The organism is Kitasatospora sp. NPDC101157, assembly GCF_044768255.1.
Lineage (GTDB): Bacteria > Actinomycetota > Actinomycetes > Streptomycetales > Streptomycetaceae > Kitasatospora.
Genome location: NZ_JBIWPL010000011.1, coordinates 184,714 through 204,015, shown reverse-complemented (window position 1 = coordinate 204,015; position 19,302 = coordinate 184,714). Strand labels below are relative to the sequence as shown.

Sequence of the window (19,302 nt, the reverse complement as noted above, 5' to 3'; positions counted from 1 at the left end):
GCCCGGGGGGTGGCTTCGGAGGGCAAGCACGCCTTCCTGTTCTCGGGTCAGGGTTCGCAGCGGCTTGGTATGGGTCGGGAGTTGTACGAGCGCTTCCCGGTGTTCGCGGAGGCTTTCGACGCGGTGTGTGCGGAGCTGGACCTGCCGGTGCGGGAGGTCGTCTGGGGTGAGGACGCGGAGCTGCTGAACCGGACGGACTTCGCCCAGGCGGGGCTGTTCGCGGTGGAGGTGGCGCTGTACCGGCTGGTCGAATCACTCGGCCTGCGGCCGGAGTTCGTGGCCGGTCACTCGATCGGCGAGGTCGCCGCCGCGCACGTGGCGGGGGTTTTCTCGCTGGCGGACGCGTGCGCGCTGGTCGCCGCCCGCGGCCGGCTGATGCAGGCGCTGCCCTCCGGTGGCGCGATGCTCGCCGTACAGGCGACGGAGGAGGAGGTCCGGCCGCTGCTGACCGACGAGGTGTCGACAGCCGCCGTCAACGGCCCGTCCTCGGTGGTCGTCTCGGGCGTGGAGGCCGCCGTCGCGGCGATCGAAGCGCACTTCGCGGACCGCCGCACGACCCGCCTGCGGGTCTCGCACGCCTTCCACTCCCCGCTGATGGACCCGATGCTGGACGACTTCCGTACCGTCCTCAACGGGCTGACCTACCACGCACCCTCGATCCCCGTCGTCTCCAACCTCACCGGCCAGCTGGTCACCGGCGCGACCGACGCGGACTACTGGGTGCGCCACGTCCGCGAGGCGGTCCGCTTCGCCGACGGCCTTCGCACCCTCCACGACCAGGGCGTCCGCCGGTACCTCGAACTGGGCCCCGACGCCGTCCTCACCGCCCTCACCGCGAACGCACTGCCCGAGGCCGACGACGCCGTCACCACCCCGGCCCTGCGCCGCAACCGCCCCGAGGAAGCGACCTTCGTGGAAGCCCTCGCCCGACTCCACGTCCACGGCACCGACATCGACTGGCGCGCCCTGCTCGCCGGCACCGGCGCCCGGAGCGTGGACCTTCCGACGTACCCCTTCCAGCGGCGCCGTTTCTGGCCGGCCGTGCGCCCCGCACACAGCGGTGACGTCCGCTCCGCCGGCCTCGCGGCCACCACTCACCCGCTGCTGGCCGCAGCAGTCGACCTGGCCGACGAGGACGGACTGGTGCTCACCGGTCGCCTGTCGACGGCCGCCTTCCCGTGGCTGGCCGATCACGTGGTCCAGGGCCGGGTCCTGCTGCCCGGCGCGGGCCTGCTCGAACTCGCTCTGCGTGCCGCGGGCGAGACGGGCTGCGAGCTGGTGGAGGAGCTGACGCTGGCCGCGCCGCTCGTGCTGCCGGAGCAGGGTGCCGTCCAGCTGCAGCTCAGGGTCGGAGCGCCCGATGCCGCCGGTCGTCGGGAGTTGGGGATCCACTCCCGGCCGGAGGGTGATCCGGAGGCCGGCTGGGTGCAGCACGCGGCGGGTTCGCTGGCCGTTGCGGCGGCGCCCGGTGAGCCGTCCTTCGACGCCTCGGTCTGGCCGCCGGCGGGTGCGGAGCCGCTGGCGGTGGAGGGGGCGTACGAGCGGATGGCGGAGGCCGGGTTCGGTTACGGTCCCGCCTTCCGGGGGCTCCGCGCGGCCTGGCGCCGTGACGACGAGCTGTTCGCGGACGTCGAACTCCCGGAGGGCGCCGCGCCCGACGGCTTCGGCGTCCATCCCGCCCTCCTGGATGCCGCTCTGCACGTCGCCATCGTGGACGCGGCGAGCGACGACACCGTGGTCCCGTTCGCGTGGACGGGTGCGGCGCTCCGTGCCGTCGGTGCTTCGGCGGTGCGGGTGCGGATCGTCCGGCTGGACGGTGGCGGGCTGCGGCTCGACCTCGCCGACCCGGCGGGTGGCCCGGTGCTGACGGTGGAGGCCGTGCGGGGCCGGGCGGTGTCGGCGGACCAGCTGGGCTCGGCCGACCCGCTCTACGCGGTCGACTGGTCGGAACTGCCCGGTTCCCCGGACCAGGGCACCGGGTGGACGGCCTGGGAAGACCTGCCTGCCGAGGGCCCGGCTCCCGACACCGTCGTACTGGACTGCTCGACCCTGTCCGCCCCTGCCGACGACCTCCCTGCCGACGACCTCCCGGCCGCCGTCCGCGCGGTGACGCACGGCGTCCTGCACGTGGTGCAGGAGTGGTTGGCGGAGGAGCGGTTCGCGGGGTCGCGGTTGGTGGTGGTGACGCGCGGTGCGGTGGCGGTGCGTGCGGGTGAGCCGGTGGGGGTGGCGCAGGCTCCGGTGTGGGGTCTGGTGCGGTCCGCGTCGGCGGAGAACCCGGGCCGGTTCGCGCTGGTGGACACGGATGGTGAGGTGGTGGTGTCGGGCGAGCCGGAGTCGGCGGTCCGGGGCGGGGTGGTGCTGGTCCCGCGTCTGGTGCGGCTGCCGGTGCCGGACGGGCCGTTGTGCGTCCGTGGCGACGGCACGGTCCTGATCACCGGTGGGACGGGTGGTCTGGGGGCGGTGGTGGCCCGGTACCTGGCCGGTGAGTGCGGGGTCCGCAGGCTGGTGCTGACGAGTCGTCGTGGCCCGGCGGCCGCGGGTGCGGCCGAGTTGGTGGCGGAGCTGGCCGCGCTGGGGGCGGAGGCCGAGGTCCGGGCCTGTGATGTGTCCGACCGTGCCGCGGTCGCGGAGCTGGTCGACTCGATCCCGGACCTGTCCGCGGTGGTCCACGCCGCCGGGGTCGGTGACAACGGCCTGGTGGGTGCGTTGACGCCGGAGCGGATGGATGCCGTCCTGGCCCCGAAGGCGGACGGTGCCTGGTACCTGCACGAGCTGACCCGCGAGCGCGACCTCGCCGCTTTCGTGCTGTTCTCCTCGGCCGGTGGCCTGGTGCTGACCGCCGGGCAGGGCAACTACGCGGCGGCGAACGTCTTCCTGGACGCCCTGGCCGCCCACCGTCACGCGCTCGGCCTGCCCGCCACCTCCCTGGCCTACGGCCTGTGGGACGTCGGCGCCGGCCTCGGCCGTGACCTCGCCGAGGTCGACCGCCACCGGATGGCCGTCCAGGGCGTCCCCGTCCTCGATCACGCCACGGGCCTCGCCCTGTTCGCGGCCGCCCTGCGCAGCGAGCGCGCGGCCGTCGTCCCGATCCGGGTCGACCGGGCGGCCCTGCGCACCCGCACCGACGAACTCCCGGCGCTGCTGCGCGGCCTCGCCGCCCCGCGTGGCCGCGCAGCGCTCCCCGTGAGCGGCCGCGCCGCCGGCACCGGCCTCGCGCAGCGCCTCGCCGGGCTGGCGGAGACCGAGCGCCGCCGCCTGGCGCTGGAGATCGTGCGGACGGAGGTCGCGGCCGTGCTCGGTCACGCCTCCTCCGAGGAGGTCACACCCGAGCGCGCGTTCCGGGAACTCGGCTTCGACTCCCTCGCCGCGACGGACCTGCGCAACCGCCTCAACCAGCGCACCGGACTGCGCCTGCCCGCCACCCTCGCCTTCGACCACCCCAACGCGCGGGCCGTGGCGGCCCACCTCCTCGACCTGGCCGGGGCCGGTGCGACCCCGGCACAGGCAGACGGCGCTCACCGCCGCCCGGACACATCGCCCGACACCTCCGGCGAACCGATCGCGATCGTCGGGATGGCCTGCCGCTACCCCGGCGGCGCGGCCTCGCCCGAGGCACTGTGGCAGCTCCTGACGGACGGCGTCGACACCGTGACCGAGTTGCCGGCCGACCGCGGCTGGGACCTCGGGAACCTCTACGACCCCGAGCCCGGGAAGGAAGGCCACAGCTACACCCGGCACGGGAGCTTCCTGCACGACGCCGGAGACTTCGACCCCGGCCTGTTCGGGATCTCCCCGCGCGAGGCGCTCTACATGGACCCGCAGCAGCGGCTGCTGCTGGAGACCTCCTGGGAGGCGCTGGAGCGGGCCGGCATCGACCCGCTGTCCCTGCGGGGCAGCCGGACCGGCGTCTTCGCCGGGGTCATGTACCACGACTACGCGCTCAACACGAACCCCTCCGGCACCAGCGGCGGCAGCGTGGTCTCGGGCCGGGTGTCCTACACGCTGGGCCTGGAGGGTCCCGCGGTGACGGTGGACACCGCCTGCTCGTCCTCGCTGGTGGCCCTGCACCTGGCCGTCCAGGCCCTGCGCAGCGGTGAGTGCTCGATGGCCCTCGCGGGCGGTGCCACCGTGATGTCCACGCCGGGCATGTTCATCGAGTTCTCCCGGCAGCGGGGGCTGTCGGCGGACGGCCGGTGCAAGGCGTTCGCGGGCGCGGCGGACGGAGTGGGCTGGTCCGAGGGCGTCGGGGTGCTGCTCGTGGAGCGGTTGTCCGACGCACAGCGCCACGGCCACCGGGTGCTCGCGGTGATCCGTGGTACGGCCGTGAACCAGGACGGCGCGTCCAACGGCTTCTCGGCGCCGAACGGTCCGTCGCAGCAGCGGGTGATCCGGCAGGCGCTGGCGAGCGCGGGTCTTGCGCCCGCCGAGGTCGACGCGGTGGAGGCGCACGGCACCGGGACGACGCTGGGTGACCCGATCGAGGCGCAGGCGTTGCTGGCGACGTACGGGCAGGACCGTGAGCTGCCGTTGCTGCTCGGTTCGATCAAGTCGAACATCGGGCACGCCCAGGCGGCGGCCGGTGTGGCGGGTGTGATCAAGATGGTGCTGGCCATGCAGCACGGCACGCTGCCGAAGTCGCTGCACATCGACCGGCCTTCGCCGCACGTGGAGTGGTCCGAGGGCGCTGTCGAGCTGCTCGCCGAGGCCTGGGACTGGCCGGAGACCGGCCGGCCGCGGCGCGCGGGCGTGTCCGCGTTCGGGATCAGCGGGACCAATGCGCACGTGATCGTCGAGCAGGGGCCCGCGCTCTCGCCCGCCCACGTACCCGCGCCGGCGTCCGAACCGGCCGTCGAGCGGCCGGGGCCGGACACGACGGGGCCGGACACGACGGGGCCGGACCCGCTGCCCTGGCTGCTCGCCGCGGCCACACCGGAGGCCTTGCGGGCCCAGGCCGGTCGGCTCGCGACCTTCCTCGGCTCCCGTCCGGAACTCAGTGCCTCCGACGTCGCACACTCGTTGGCGACCACGCGGGCGGCACTGGAGCACCGCGCGGTGGTGCTGGGAGCCGACCGTGCCGAGCTACTGGCCGGACTGGACGGGCTGGCCCGGGGCGAACTCCTCCCCGGCGTGGCGGTCTCCTCGGCCCGGGCCGGTGGGGCGACGGCGTTCCTGTTCTCCGGTCAGGGCTCGCAGCGGCTCGGCATGGGGCGGGAGCTGTACGAGCGCTTCCCCGTGTTCGCGCAGGCTTTCGACGCGGTCTGTGCGGAGCTGGACCTGCCACTGCGGGAAGTCGTCTGGGGTGAGGATGCGGAGCTGCTGAACCGGACGGACTTCGCCCAGGCGGGGCTGTTCGCGGTGGAGGTGGCGCTGTACCGGCTGGTCGAATCACTCGGCCTGCGTCCGGAGTTCGTGGCCGGTCACTCGATCGGCGAGGTCGCCGCCGCGCACGTGGCGGGGGTGTTCTCGCTGGCCGACGCCTGCACCCTGGTCGCCGCCCGTGGCCGCCTGATGAAGGCGCTTCCGGAGGGTGGCGCGATGCTGGCGGTGCAGGCCACCGAGGAGGAGGTCCGGCCGCTGCTGAACGCCGAGGTGTCGACAGCCGCGGTGAACGGGCCGTTCTCGGTGGTGGTTTCCGGCACGGAGGCCGCCGTCGCGGCGATCGAAGCGCACTTCGCGGACCGCCGTACGACCCGCCTGCGGGTCTCGCACGCCTTCCACTCCCCGCTGATGGATCCGATGCTGGAGGACTTCCGTACCGTCCTCAACGGGCTGACCTACCACGCACCGTCGATCCCCGTCATCTCCAACCTCACCGGCGGGCCGGTCAGCGGCGCGACCGACGCGGACTACTGGGTGCGCCACGTCCGCGAGGCGGTCCGCTTCGCCGACGGCCTCCGCACCCTCCACGACCAGGGCGTCCGCCGCTACCTCGAACTGGGCCCCGACGCCGTCCTCACCGGCCTCGCACAGGGCGTCCTCGACGACCCGGATGCCACCGGAACCTGTGTCGTCGCCGCCCTGCGCGCGGACCGGAGCGAGTCGGCATGCCTGGCGGCCGCGCTCGGCCGGCTGCACGCGGCCGGGGCGGAGGTGAGCTGGTCCACCGTCTTCGCGGGCCGCGGTACCCGGACGGTCGAGCTGCCCACCTACGCGTTCCAGCACCGCCGTTTCTGGCTCGACGCGACGGCCCCGCTCGCTGATCTGGGCGCGGTGGGCGTCGGCGCCGTCACCCACCCGCTGCTCGGGGCGTCCGTCGACCTGTCGCACACGGACGGCTTCCTGCTCACCGGCCGGCTGTCGCTGGACTCGCACGCGTGGCTGGCGGACCACCAGGTCCTGGACACCGTCCTGGTGCCGGGCGCGGCGCTCGTCGAGCTCGCTCTGCGTGCCGCGGGTGAGACGGGCTGCGAGCTGGTGGAGGAGCTGACGCTGGGCGCGCCGCTCGTGCTGCCGGAGCAGGGTGCCGTCCAGCTGCACGTCCGGGTCGGCGGGCCGGACGCCGCCGGTCGTCGGGAGTTGGGGATCCACTCCCGGCCGGACGGTGATCCGGAGGCCGGCTGGGTGCAGCACGCGGCGGGTTCGCTGGCCGTTGCGGCGGCGCCCGGTGAGCCGTCCTTCGACGCCTCGGTCTGGCCGCCGGCGGGTGCGGAGCCGCTGGCGGTGGAGGGGGCGTACGAGCGGATGGCGGAGGCCGGGTTCGGTTACGGTCCCGCCTTCCGCGGGCTCCGCGCGGCCTGGCGCCGTGGCGACGAGCTGTTCGCCGAGGTCGCGCTGCCGGAGGAGGTCGGGGCGGACGGCTTCGGGGTGCACCCGGCGCTGCTCGATGCGGCGATGCACGCCGCGATCCTGGTCGGGGGTGAGCGGGAGACGACGATCCCGTTCGCCTGGACCGGCGTGTCGCTGTGCGCCGTCGGTGCTTCGGCGGTGCGGGTGCGGATCGTCCGGCTGGACGGTGGCGGGCTGCGGCTCGACCTCGCCGACCCGGCGGGAGGCCCGGTCCTGACCGTGGCCTCGATGGTGGGCCGGGCGGTGTCCGCGGAGCAACTGGGCTCGACCGACCCCTTGTACGGGGTCGACTGGTCGGAGCCGGCGGACTCGCCTGCCGCGTCGGACTCCTGGGCACGCTGGGAGGACGTCCTCGAATCCTCGGAGCCCGTGCCCGACGTGGTCGTCCTCGACTGCGGAGACCCCGGCCGGGCCGACCTCGGGGCCGCTGCGGACGTCCCGGACGCGGTGCGCACGTACGTCCACACCGTGCTGGCCGCCGTCCAGTCCTGGTTGGCGGAGGAGCGGTTCGCGGGGTCGCGGTTGGTGGTGGTGACGCGCGGTGCGGTGGCGGTGCGTGCGGGTGAGCCGGTGGGGGTGGCGCAGGCTCCGGTGTGGGGTCTGGTGCGGTCCGCGTCGGCGGAGAACCCGGGCCGGTTCGCGCTGGTGGACACGGATGGTGAGGTGGTGGTGTCGGGCGAGCCGGAGTCGGCGGTCCGGGGCGGGGTGGTGCTGGTACCGCGCCTGGTCCGGCTGCCGGCGCCGGAGGGACCATCGGGTGTCGGTGCGGATGACACGGTGTTGGTCACGGGTGGTACGGGTGGTCTGGGTGCGGTGGTGGCCCGGTACCTGGCCGGTGAGTGCGGGGTGCGCAGGCTGGTGCTGACGAGTCGTCGTGGCCCGGCGGCCGCGGGTGCGGCCGAGTTGGTGGCGGAGCTGGCCGCGCTGGGGGCGGAGGCCGAGGTCCGGGCCTGTGACGTGTCCGACCGTGCCGCGGTCGCGGAGCTGGTCGACTCGATCCCGGACCTGTCCGCGGTGGTCCACGCGGCCGGGGTCGGTGACAACGGCCTGGTGGGTGCGTTGACGCCGGAGCGGATGGATGCCGTGCTGGCTCCGAAGGCCGATGGTGCCTGGTACCTGCACGAGTTGACCCGGGACCGGGGTTTGAGCGCGTTCGTGCTGTTCTCCTCGGCCGGTGGCCTGGTGCTGACCGCCGGGCAGGGCAACTACGCGGCGGCGAACGTCTTCCTGGACGCCCTGGCCGCCCACCGTCACGCGCTCGGCCTGCCCGCGACGTCCCTGGCGTACGGCCTGTGGGACGTCGGCGCCGGCCTCGGCGCGCACCTCCGGGAGCTGAACCGCCACCGGATGGCCGCCCAGGGCGTTCCGCCGCTCACCCGCGAGGCCGGTCTGGCCCTGTTCTCCGCGGCTCTGCGCAGTGAGCGTGCGGCCGTCGTCCCGATCCGGGTCGACCGGGCGGCCCTGCGCACCCGCACCGACGAACTCCCGGCGCTGCTGCGCGGCCTGGTCCCGACGGTCCGCCGGACGGCGGCCCGCGCGGACGCGCTGCCGGCCGCGCCGACCGGCCACCTCCCGGCCCGGCTGGCCGGGCTGCCGGAGGCCGAGCGACGGCGGACGGTCCTCGAACTCGTCCGGGCCCGGGTGGCCGCCCTGCTGGGGCACGAGTCCGGCGACGCGATCGAACCGGACCGGGCGTTCCAGGAACTCGGCTTCGACTCCCTCGCCGCGACCGACCTGCGCAACCAGCTGAACGGCCTCACCGGGCTCCGGCTGCCCGCCACCCTCGCCTTCGACCACCCCAACGCGGAGGCGGTCACGGGCTTCATCCTCACGGAGCTGGGGACGGCGGCCGACGTCGCGAACGGCGACGGACTCCGCGCAGAGGCCGAGGTGCGCGCCGCCCTGCAGTCGATCCCGACCCGCCGGCTCCGCGACGCGGGCCTGGTCGAGGCCCTGCTCGACCTCGCCGACGACCGGGTACGCCCCGCGCTCCCGGCCACGGCCACGACCACGACCACGGCCACGACCGCCACGGGGACGGGAACGGAGACGGAGGTGACGGAGGCGGCGGCGGGCGCCGTGACACCGAGCGCCGTCCGGCACGAGCCGATCGCGATCGTCGGCATGTCCTGCCGCTACCCGGGCGGAGTCAGCACCCCCGAGGACCTCTGGCGCCTGGTGACCTCCGGCGCGGACGCGATCTCGCCGTTCCCCGCCGACCGCGGCTGGGACCTCTCCGCCTTCCGCGCCGAGGACGCCGGCCACGCCCTGGAGGGCGGGTTCCTGGACGGCGCCGCCGAGTTCGACCCCGAGTTCTTCGGGATCTCCCCGCGCGAGGCCCTCGCCATGGACCCGCAGCAGCGGCTCACGCTGGAGCTCTCCTGGGAGGCCCTGGAGCGCGCGGGCATCGACCCGACCGGCCTGCGCGGCAGCCGGACCGGGGTCTTCACCGGTGTGATGTACCACGACTACCCGGGCAGCGACGGCAACGGCAGCGTGGTGGCCGGCCGCGTCTCGTACAAGCTGGGCCTGGAGGGCCCGGCCGTCGCGGTGGACACCGCCTGCTCCTCCTCGCTGGTGGCGCTGCACCTGGCCGTCCAGGCGCTGCGGCAGGGCGACTGCTCGCTCGCGATCACCGGCGGTGTGACCGTGATGGCCACCCCGGGGGTGTTCGCCGAGTTCGGCCGACAGGGCGCACTCGCCCCCGACGGGCGCTGCAAGTCCTTCGCCTCCGCCGCCGACGGCACCGGCTTCGCCGAGGGCGCCGGGTTCCTGGTCGTCGAACGGCTGTCGGACGCCCTGCGGCACGGGCACCCGGTGCTGGCACTGGTCCGCGGCAGCGCCGTCAACCAGGACGGCGCCTCCAACGGCCTCACCGCTCCGAACGGTCCCTCGCAGCAGCGGGTGATCCGGCAGGCCCTGGCCAATGCCCGCCTCGGCGCCGACCAGGTCGACGTGGTCGAGGCCCACGGCACCGGCACGCGGCTGGGCGACCCGATCGAGGCCCAGGCCCTGCTGGCGACCTACGGGCAGGACCGTGAACTGCCGCTGCTGCTCGGCTCGGTGAAGTCGAACATCGGTCACACCCAGGCGGCGGCCGGTGTTGCGGGTGTGATCAAGATGGTGCTGGCCATGCACCACGGCGAGCTGCCGTCGACGCTCCACGTCGACGAGCCGAGCGGACAGGTCGACTGGACGGCGGGATCCGTCCGGCTCCTGACCGAGCGCCGGCCGTGGACCCCGGGCGACCGGCCGCGCCGGGCGGGCGTGTCCTCCTTCGGCATCAGCGGGACCAACGCCCACGTGATCATCGAGGAGGCTCCGGCCGTACCGGCCGCCGATCCCGCCCCGGAGACCCCGGGCGGCCCCGGGACCGTTCCCTGGCTGCTCTCCGCCGCGACCCCGGAGGCCCTGCGTGCGCAGGCCGAACGCCTGCTCCTGGCGGTGGGCGACGCCCGTCCGGTGGACGTCGCGTACTCCCTGGCGACGACCCGGGCCGCGCTGGAACACCGGGCGGCCGTGGTCGGCGACGATGCGGAACAGCTCCGGACCGGCCTGCGCGCGATCGCGGACGGCCAGGCGCCGACCGGTGTCGCCACGGGCGGGCGCAGCGCTTTCCTGTTCTCGGGTCAGGGCTCGCAGCGGCTGGGGATGGGGCGGGAGTTGTATGCCCGGTTCCCGGTGTTCGCGCAGGCTTTCGATGCGGTGTGTGCGGAGCTGGACCTGCCGCTGCGCGAGGTGGTGTGGGGTGAGGATGCGGAGCTGCTGAACCGGACGGACTTCGCCCAGGCGGGGTTGTTCGCGGTGGAGGTGGCGCTGTTCCGGCTGGTCGAATCGCTGGGCGTGCGGCCGGAGTTCGTGGCGGGTCACTCGATCGGTGAAATCGCAGCCGCTCATGTGGCGGGGGCGTTCTCGCTGGCGGACGCCTGTGCGCTGGTGGCGGCGCGTGGCCGGCTGATGCAGGCGCTTCCGGAGGGTGGCGCGATGCTGGCGGTGCAGGCCGGCGAGGAGGAGGTCCGGCCGCTACTGAACGCCGAGGTGTCGATAGCCGCCGTCAACGGCCCGTCCTCGGTGGTCGTTTCGGGTACGGAGGAAGCGGTCGCGGCGCTCGGCGAGCGCTTCGCTGAGCGGAGGACCAGCCGCCTGCGGGTGTCCCATGCCTTCCACTCGCCGCTGATGGACCCGATGCTGGACGACTTCCGTACGGTCCTCAACGGGCTGACGTACAGCGAGCCCTCGATCCCGCTGGTCTCCAACCTCACCGGCGAGCTGGTCACCGGCACGACCGACGCGGACTACTGGGTGCGCCACGTCCGGGAGGCCGTCCGCTTCGCCGACGGCCTCCGTACCCTCCACGCCGCCGGCGTCCGACGCTTCCTCGAAGTCGGCCCCGATGCCGTCCTGACCGCCCTGACTGCGAACGCGTTGTCCGACGGCGAGACCGAGCCGATCGCGACGCTCCGCCGCGGACACGAGGAGGAGCGGACCTTCGCCGGCGCCCTGGCGAGGCTCCACGTGCTCGGCACGTCGGTGGACTGGTCCGCCTTCCTCGCCGGGACGGGCGCCCGGCGGATCGCCCTGCCGACGTACGCGTTCCAGCACCGCCGGTTCTGGACGGACGCCCCCGCCTTCCTTCCCACGGCGGAGTCCGCCGGGCTGGCGAACGCCGGGCACCCGCTGCTCACCGGCTCGCTCGAACTGGCCGACGCGGCCGGGACGGTGTTCACCGGCCGGTTGTCCGCCGGGACGCACGGGTGGCTGGCGGACCACGTGGTGCTGGGTTCGGTGCTGGTGCCGGGGACGGCGCTGGTGGAGCTGGCCGTCCGGGCCGGGGACGAGGTCGGCTGCGACCGGGTCGAGGAGCTGACCATGGCCGCGCCGCTGGTCCTGCCGGCGGAGGGATCGGTCCGCCTCCAGGTGAGGGTGGCCGAACCGGATGCGTCCGGCCGCCGCGCCATCGGCATCCACTCCACGGCGGACAGCGGCCCGGCACCGGTGTGGTCCCTGCACGCGAGCGGCGTCCTGGGGACGGGTGCGGTGCCGGTGGAGTTCGATGCCTCGGTGTGGCCGCCGGCCGGTGCGCAGGCGGTGGACGTGAGTGGTCTGTACGAGGGGCTGGCCGAGGCCGGGTTCGGTTACGGTCCGGTGTTCCGGGGCCTGCGGGCGGCCTGGCGGCGCGGTGACGAGGTGTTCGCCGAGGTGGCTCTGCCGGAGGGCACCGAGGGTGCGGGTTTCGGTCTGCATCCGGCGCTGTTCGACGCCTGCCTGCACGGCTTCGCGTTGGCCGGGTCCGAGGGCGAGGCCGGTTCCGAGAGCGGGGCCGGGGTGCCCTTCGCCTGGGAGGACGTGGCGCTGCACGCCGCGGGCGCGTCGGCCGTCCGGGTCCGGCTCACCCGGACGGCGGCCGGTGCATTGTCCCTCGCCGTGGCCGACGCCGAGGGCAGGCCGGTCGCGTCGGTCGGTGCGTTGGCGGTGCGGCCGATCGCGGCCGAGCAGCTCGCGGCCGCTCCGCGAGTGGGCCGTGACGAACTCTTCCGGTTGGACTGGGTGCCGGTGGAGCCGGTGGAGCCGGTTGGCGGGGTGTTTGTGGAGGTTGGGTCGCTGGGGGAGGTGCCGGCTGAGGTGCCGCCGGTGGTGGTGGTGCGGTCGGTGGCCGGTGGTGGGGTGCACGAGCGGTCGGCGTGGGCTCTGGAGTGGGTGCAGGGCTGGTTGGCGGAGGAGCGGTTCGCCGGTTCGCGGCTGGTGTTCGTGACGCGTGGTGCGGTGGACGGTTCGGATCTTTCCGCTGCTGCTGTGTGGGGTCTGGTGCGGTCGGCGGTTTCGGAGGAGCCGGGCCGGTTCGGTCTGGTGGATCTTGCGGGGGAGGAGGAGCTGCCGGCGTCGGCGCTGGGTGTGGATGAGCCGCAGTTGCTGGTGCGCGACGGCGAGGTCCTTGCGGCCCGGCTGGTGCGGGCCACTGCCCGGGCCGAGGTCGTGCCGGTGGTGTGGCCGGGTGAGGGCACGGTGCTGGTGACCGGGGGGACGGGTGGTCTGGGCCGGGTTGTCGCCCGGCACCTGGCGGGTGAGCACGGGGTGCGGAGTCTGTTGTTGGTGAGCCGCCGGGGTGCGGAGGCCGAGGGTGTGGGGGCGTTGCTGGCGGAGTTGGAGGCGCTGGGCGCGCGGGCGGTGGTCGAGGCCTGTGATGTGGCGGACGAGGGGGCGGTGGCGGGTCTGTTCGCCCGGCACGATATCCGTGCGGTTGTGCACACGGCGGGGGTGATCGATGACGGGGTGGTCGGCTCGCTGACTTCTGACCGGCTGTCGGCTGTGCTCCGGCCGAAGGCGGACGCGGCGTGGAATCTGCACCGGGCGGCTGAGGGTGTGGATGTGTTCGTGCTGTTCTCGTCCATGGCGGGGACGTTCGGGAGTGCGGGGCAGGCGGCGTATGCGGCGGGCAATGCCTGTCTGGATGCGTTGGCGGTGCACCGGCGTGCGTTGGGTCTGCCGGGGGTGTCGCTGGCGTGGGGGCCGTGGTCCGGGGTGGCGGGCATGACCGGCACCCTCACCGACGCCGAACGGACGCGGATGACCCGCGCGGGAGTACCGCCGTTCGACCCGGAGCACGGGCTGGCGCTGTTCGACGCGGCAGTCGGCGCGGCGGAAGCGGCCGTCCTGCCCGTCCGGCTCGACCTGCCCACGCTCCGGGACCGGGGCGAGGTTCCCGCCCTGCTGCGCGGCCTGGTCCGGACCCCGGTGCGTCAGGCGGCCTCGGCCCCCGCCGCGATCGACCTGACCCGGCGGCTCTCGGGCCTGGGCGCGGAGGACCGGCACGAAGCCGTCCTCGACCTGGTGCGTGACCAGATCGCGCTGGTGCTGGACCACCGGAGCCGGGCGACGGTCGACCCCTCCCGGGCGTTCCAGGACCTCGGGTTCGACTCGCTGACGGCGGTGGAGCTGCGGAACCGGCTGCGGTCGGTCACCGGGCTCCAGCTGCCGGCGACCGTCGTCTTCGACTACCCGACCGCGCGTGCCCTGGCCGGCTTCCTGCTGGAGGGCCTGTTCGGCGCCGAGCGGACGACGGAACTCCCGGCGGTGGTGCCCACGCCGTCCGACGACCCGGTCGTGATCGTGGGGATGGCCTGCCGTTACCCGGGCGGGGTGACGTCTCCCGAGGACCTGTGGCGTCTGGTCGCCGACGGGGTGGACGCGGTGTCGGAGTTCCCGGCGGACCGCGGCTGGGACGTCGAGTCGCTGTACCACCCGGACCCGGACCACACCGGCACCTCCTACACCCGCACCGGCGGGTTCCTGCGCGAGGCGGCCGCGTTCGACGCGGGCTTCTTCGGGATGAGTCCGCGGGAGGCGTTGGCGACGGATGCGCAGCAGCGGTTGCTGCTGGAGACGTCCTGGGAGGCGTTCGAGCGGGCGGGTATCGATCCGGTGTCGCTGCGGGGCAGCCGCACCGGTGTGTTCGCGGGTGTGATGTACGCCGACTACGCCGGTCTGCTCGGCGGTGGTGAGTTCGAGGGGTACCAGGGCAGTGGCAGCGCGGGGAGCGTGGCCTCGGGCCGGGTCTCCTACACGCTGGGCCTGGAAGGGCCGGCCGTCACCGTCGACACCGCCTGCTCCTCCTCGCTGGTGGCGATGCACCTGGCCGCGCAGGCGCTGCGCAGCGGTGAGTGCTCGTTGGCGCTGGCCGGCGGTGTGACGGTGATGTCCACCCCTGCGACCTTCGTCGAGTTCTCCCGACAGCGCGGCCTGGCCGCCGACGGCCGCAGCAAGGCCTTCGCGGAGGCGGCGGATGGGGTCGGCTGGGGCGAGGGCGTCGGCATGGTCGTGCTGGAGCGCCTCTCGGACGCCCGGCGCAACGGTCACGGCGTACTCGCTGTGCTGCGGGGCAGTGCGGTGAACCAGGACGGTGCGTCCAATGGTCTGACGGCGCCGAACGGTCCGTCGCAGCAGCGGGTGATCCGGCAGGCGCTGGCGAGCGCGGGGCTGTCGGCGGCCGAGGTCGATGCGGTGGAGGCGCACGGGACCGGGACGACGTTGGGTGACCCGATCGAGGCGCAGGCGCTGCTGGCGACGTACGGGCAGGACCGTGAGCTGCCGTTGCTGCTCGGTTCGATCAAGTCGAACATCGGGCACGCCCAGGCGGCGGCCGGTGTCGCTGGTGTGATCAAGATGGTGCTGGCCATGCAGCACGGCACGCTGCCGAAGTCACTCCACATCGACCAGCCCTCCTCGCACGTGGACTGGACGGCGGGCGCGGTGGAACTGCTGGCCGAGCGCACGGAGTGGCCGGACACCGGTCACCCGCGCCGGGCAGGCGTGTCCTCCTTCGGGATCAGCGGCACCAACGCCCATCTGATCCTGGAACAGCCCGAGCCGGTGGCGGAGCCGGAGGCCAGTGAGGCCGGTGGCCTGGTGCCGTGGGTGGTGTCCGCCAAGTCGGAGACGGCGCTGGACCTCCAGCTGGCCAGGTGTGCCGGAGCAGCCGAACTCCCGGTCAGGGATGTGGCGTTCACTCTGGCGGGCCGGTCGGGGTTCGCGCACCGGGCGGTGCTGGTGGACGGCGTGGAGGTGGCCCGGGGGGTGGCTTCGGAGGGCAAGCACGCCTTCCTGTTCTCCGGTCAGGGCTCGCAGCGGCTCGGGATGGGACAGGAGCTGTACGAGCGCTTCCCGGTGTTCGCGCAGGCCTTCGATGCGCTCTGTGCGGAGCTGGACCTGCCGCTGCGGGAAGTCGTCTGGGGCGAGGACGCGGAGCTGCTGAACCGGACGGACTTCGCCCAGGCGGGGCTGTTCGCGGTGGAGGTGGCGCTGTTCCGGCTGGTCGAGTCGTTGGGCGTACGCCCGGAGTTCGTGGCCGGTCACTCGATCGGCGAGGTCGCCGCGGCGCACGTGGCGGGGGTGCTCTCGCTGGCCGATGCCTGCACCCTGGTCGCCGCCCGTGGCCGGCTGATGAAGGCGCTTCCGGAGGGTGGTGCGATGCTCGCGATCGAGGCGACGGAGGAGGAGGTCCGGCCGCTGCTGACCGACGAGGTGTCGACAGCCGCCATCAACGGGCCCACCTCGGTGGTCGTCTCGGGCGTGGAGGCCGCCGTCGCGGCGATCGAAGCGCACTTCGCCGACCGCCGCACGACCCGCCTGCGGGTCTCGCACGCCTTCCACTCCCCGCTGATGGACCCGATGCTGGAGGACTTCCGTACCGTCCTCAACGGGCTGACCTACCACGCACCCTCGATCCCCGTCATCTCCAACCTCACCGGCGGGCTGGTCACCGGCACGACCGACGCGGACTACTGGGTGCGCCACGTCCGCGAAACCGTCCGCTTCGCCGACGGCCTCCACACCCTCCACGCCGCCGGCGTCCGCCGCTACCTCGAACTGGGCCCCGACGCCGTCCTCACCGCCCTCACCGCGAACGCACTGCCCGAGGCCGACGACACCGTCACCACCCCGGCCCTGCGCCGCAACCGCCCCGAGGAAGCGACCTTCGTGGAAGCCCTCGCCCGACTCCACGTCCACGGCACCGACGTCGACTGGCGCGCCCTGCTCGCCGGAGCCGGTCGGCACCTGGCGGAGCTCCCGACCTACGCCTTCGAGCACCGGGACTACTGGCCGACCGGGCTGCCCGCCGGCCGGGGCGCCGAGTCCGCCGGCCTCAGGACCGCCGAGCACCCGCTGCTCACCGGTTCGCTGGAGCTGGCCGACAGCGACGGCGTCCTGTTCACCGGTCGTCTGTCGACCCGCTCGCACCCCTGGGTCGGCGACCACGTCGTCCTGGGCTCCGTCCTGGTGCCGGGGACGGCGTTGGTGGAGCTGGCCGTCCGGGCGGGTGACGAGGTCGGCTGCGACCGGGTCGAGGAACTGACCCTCGCGGCGCCGCTGGTCCTTCCGGGGACGGGCGCCGTTCAGCTCCAGCTCGCCGTCGGCGCGCCGGACGACGCGGGCCGACGGCCCGTGACCGTGCACTCCCGTCCGGGCTCGGGCGGTCTGCAGCCCTGGACCCTGCACGCGAGCGGCGTCCTGGGGACGGGTGCGGCGCCGGTCGGGTTCGACACCTCGATGTGGCCGCCGGCCGGTGCCGAGGAGATGGATCTGAGCGGCCTGTACGAGGGGCTGGCCGAGGCCGGGTTCGGTTACGGTCCGGCGTTCCGGGGCCTGCGGGCGGCCTGGCGGCGCGGTGACGAGGTGTTCGCCGAGGTGGCACTGCCGGAGGGCACCGAGGGCGCGGGCTTCGGCCTGCATCCGGCGCTGTTCGACGCCTGCCTGCACACGCTCGCCGCGGGTGGCGGGCAGGGCGACGGCGGGGCCGGGGTGCCGTTCGACGCCTGCCTGCACACGCTCGCCGCGGGTGGCGGGCAGGGCGACGGCGGGGCCGGGGTGCCGTTCGCCTGGGAGGACGTCGCGTTGCACGCCTCCGGTGCGTCGGCGCTCCGGGTCCGGCTGGCGCCGTCGGCATCCGGCGGAGTGGCGCTGGCCGCCGTCGACGCCGACGGGCGCCCGGTGACGTCGGTGGGCTCGCTCACGGTCCGGCCGGTCACCGCCGAGCAACTGCGCGCCGTCGACCGCCCGGCCGGTCATGACGCGCTGTTCCGGGTCGACTGGGTGCCGCTGCCGGTGCCCCTGCCGGCCGCGGCAACCGGCACCGGCACCGCCGCCGCAACCGGTTCCCCCGGGGCGGCCGCCACCGCGGACCGGACCGACCCGGACACCCCCGCCCCGTTCCTCTCGGTCGAGCCGACCGCAGCGGCGTTGGCCGCGCTCGCCGGGCACTCCGCGTTGCCCGCCGTGGTGTTCACCGAACTCCCCGCCGGCGGCGCCGAGTCGGTGCACGACAGGGCGGCCGAGGTCCTGGACCTGGTGCGGACCTGGCTCGCGCACGACGAGTTCGCCGCCGCGCGGCTGGTCTTCGTGACGCGCGGTGCGGTGTCCGGCGACGACCTCGTCGCCGCCACCGCCTGGGGCCTGGTGCGATCGGCGGCTTCGGAGGAGCCGGGCCGGTTCGGCCTGCTCGACCTGGCCCCCGGCGAGACCGGCTTCCGGCCCGCCGTCGCAGCTGGCGCAGCCGTCGCGGCCGTCGCGGCCGTCGCAGTCGTCGATGAGCCACAACTCATGCTTCGTGACGGCGAGTTGTTCGCCGCCAGGCTGGTCCGGGAGGAGCTCGCGAGTACGCCGCCGAGCTGGCCCACCGAGGGCACCGTGCTGATCACCGGCGGCACCGGTGGCCTGGGCCGTCTGGTGGCCAGGCACCTCGCCGCTGAGCACGGCGTGCGCGGTCTGCTCCTGGTCAGCCGCAGCGGAGCCGCCGCCGACGGCGTGCCCGAGCTGGTCGCCGAGCTGGCCGACATGGGCGCCGAAGCGGTGGTGGAGGCCTGCGACGTGGCCGACGAGGCCGCCGTCACCGGCCTGTTCGCCCGGCACGACATCCGTGCGGTGGTGCACACCGCGGGCGTCCTGGACGACGGGACGATCGGCTCGCTCACGCCCGAGCGGATCTCCGGAGTCCTGCGCCCGAAGGCGGACGCCGCGTGGCACCTGCACCGCGCCACCGAGGGCCTGGACCTCACCGCCTTCGTCCTGTTCTCCTCGGCGGCCGGGACGCTCGGCAACCCGGGCCAGGCCAACTACGCCGCGGCCAACGCGTTCCTGGACGCGCTCGCCCGGCACCGGCGCTCGCTCGGCCTGCCGGCGGTCTCGCTGGCCTGGGGCCCGTGGACCGGTGGTGACGGCATGACCGGCGCCCTCACCGGGGCCGAGGCCGAACGCCTGGCCCGGGCCGGCCTGCCGCCGCTCACCCCGGACCTGGGACTGGCGCTCTTCGACGCCACCACGGCAGGCCCGGAGCCCGTCGTCCTGCCGCTGCGACTGGACCCGGCCGCCCTGCGGCAGCGCGGCGAGCTCCCGCCCCTGCTGCGCGGACTGGTCCGGATGCCGGTGCGGCGCGGTGCGGCCGCGGGTGCGGACGGTGTGCCGGGCGGAGGCGCCGCGTTCGTCCGGCAGCTGTCCGAACTGCCGGGCAGCGAGCGGGGCGAGGCGCTGCTGGAGGCGGTCCGCCGACAGGTGGCCGCCGTCCTCGGGCACCCCGATCCGTCCGGGGTGGACCCGCAGCGGGCCTTCCAGGACCTCGGCCTGGACTCGCTGACGGCCGTCGAGCTGCGCAACCGCCTGGGATCGCTGGTGGGCCTGCGACTGCCCGCCACCCTGGTCTTCGACCACCCGACGGTCGCGGACCTGGCCGAGCACCTCTTCGACCGGCTCGGCCTGGCACCCGAACCGACCGCCGGGCCGGCCGCGATCCTGGCCGAACTCGACCGTCTGGAGAAGGCGTTCGGCGCGGGCGAGGCCGAGGGAGCGGACCAGGAGCTGTTCGACCAGGTGGCCGCCCGCCTGGACGTGCTGCGCTCGAAGTGGATCGCTGCCGGGAGCACCGCCGCGGCCGGGCCCGCAGGCCCCGGGGCCTTCGACTTCGACACGGCCTCGGACGACGAGATGTTCGATCTGCTGGACAACGAACTGGGCCTGTCCGACTGA

1 protein-coding gene (only partly in view) is annotated in these 19,302 nt (G+C 74.6%); it reads left to right on the top strand.

What is annotated here, in order from left to right; all coding sequences use genetic code 11:
- Nucleotides 1–19,302 carry the 3' portion of an SDR family NAD(P)-dependent oxidoreductase gene (locus tag ACIRVF_RS22930; protein ID WP_402820701.1) on the top strand. 11,634 nt of this gene lie to the left of the window's left edge, so only the last 19,302 of its 30,936 coding nucleotides appear in the window; its start codon lies beyond the left edge, outside the window; the stop codon is at nt 19,300–19,302.